Here is a 1,646-nt window from a genome sequence, read left to right as displayed (position 1 = left end):
AGGGAGCCGAGGTAAACAGGTTCGACACCGGAAAGTGCAAGTGAACCTGCGCCAAGATTTTTGGCTTGAGAATAGGGTGTATCGGAGGTATAGTTGATGATTCCTAATTCAAAAGGGGCAGAATTTAGATCAACAAGTGTTTTTTGGGGGGTGCGGGTATCATAAGTGGCTTCGGTGACGGCAGAAAGATAAGGGCCACTTTCCATTTCAATAACAGTGAGATCATTTTGAGAGTATTTTCTTAAAAGGGAATCGTTTTCTAAAAATGTACCCAAGACACTAACTGATTTCTGGTTGGTGAGGATGGAACCTTGTCGGTTGTTGAAAGGAAAAAAAGTGTTAAAAACATTTTTAAAAATATATGAGTTTTGGGATTGTTCGTCGAAAACCAGACGGGGAATTTGAATGTCACCTATTTCGGAATTGAGAACAGCGGCCTTGCCGAGGATATAGACACCCATAACATGGTTAATATTTTCTAAAAATTTACTGAGAATATGATAGGCAGCAAAACCAAGAGGATAATCGATATTGAAAATTATGGCCTGACTTTGGGATATCTTTTGTCGCTTTTTTATAGTAAGACGGGGATCTAAATAGGCAGATTTAGTTAAACTATTAATTGGATAAACTTGAGCATTGATGTCCATGTAGTGATTATTTTTTGGAGTTAGAATGCCTAGACGATGGAGATATTTTTGATAATTATTTTGATAATCGGAATTATTGGTCATGAGTCGGGAAAGATAGTATAAAAAATCGCGATGTTCGAGATAAGGATTGGTGGCTTGATAATTTTTGGGGGTGAATTTTTGGAGTAGTTTTTCTGACTTTATAGGAAAACCGGAAATAATGTTTTTGAGAGAATGTGAATTGCTACTGACAAAATATAGACGAGATTGAGATAAATCTCGTTTGCAAAAACATTCGTTGGTTAGAGAGATCCACCATTGTTGGGTACTTTTGGTGTAGTCTATCCAGTTTCCAGCTAAAAGACGAAGACGAAGATCACGAGGAGCCTTGTAAACACGTTTGAGGCGGAGGCGCCAGTGACGACCGAGGGCGATAACAATTTTATCCCAATCTGAGGGAGAAAGTTGAGTTAAATTGAGTATTTCTTTAGATTTGAGAGCATTTTTAAAATCTTCGAATTTTGGATAAGCGGTAGTGACTAGATTGTGGAACTTGTTCCACTCGATTTGATAAGCAATGGCTAAATTTACCAAATCATCAATGTCACTTACAGAACTAATAAAAGAGGCCATTTGGCTTGTTTTAGGATTAAAAAAATAGCTACGACGACGGGCTTTAGCGGGAGATTTTTTCCAAGAAAGAACATTTTCTAAACCAGAGTCGGCAAATATTTTTGGATCTTGACCCATAACGATACTTTTTGCCTTATCAATATTTTTGGGGAGGCGAAGAAGAGAATATACAATTGCAGAAGGGTCGATTTTGGTAGGATCGGAGGCAAGCGGATGGAGAATAGTGCCCATTTTTAGGTAAGAATTGGTGAGAGAGTGAACGGTAACTTCAAGATTAGATTTGAGTGCGGAACGGTAAGTGCGAAGGTGGAGTTCGATAGATTCGATCGAGGGCATGGATACATTATAGAGAAACTAGAGGCAAGAAACTAGAAACAAGAA

At 38.3% G+C, this 1,646-nt stretch carries 1 protein-coding gene; it reads right to left on the bottom strand.

Annotation, left to right across the window (positions count from 1 at the left end):
- Positions 1-1,601 (bottom strand): DUF6909 family protein (locus PLK24_RS04980; RefSeq protein WP_324476883.1); only part of this gene is annotated, 1,601 nt, incomplete at its 3' end.
- Positions 1,602-1,646 lie beyond the last annotated feature (45 nt).

This window comes from Atribacter sp., from assembly GCF_035418125.1.
Taxonomy (GTDB): domain Bacteria; phylum Atribacterota; class Atribacteria; order Atribacterales; family Atribacteraceae; genus Atribacter; species Atribacter allofermentans.
This window is presented reverse-complemented; position numbering and strand designations above follow the sequence as displayed.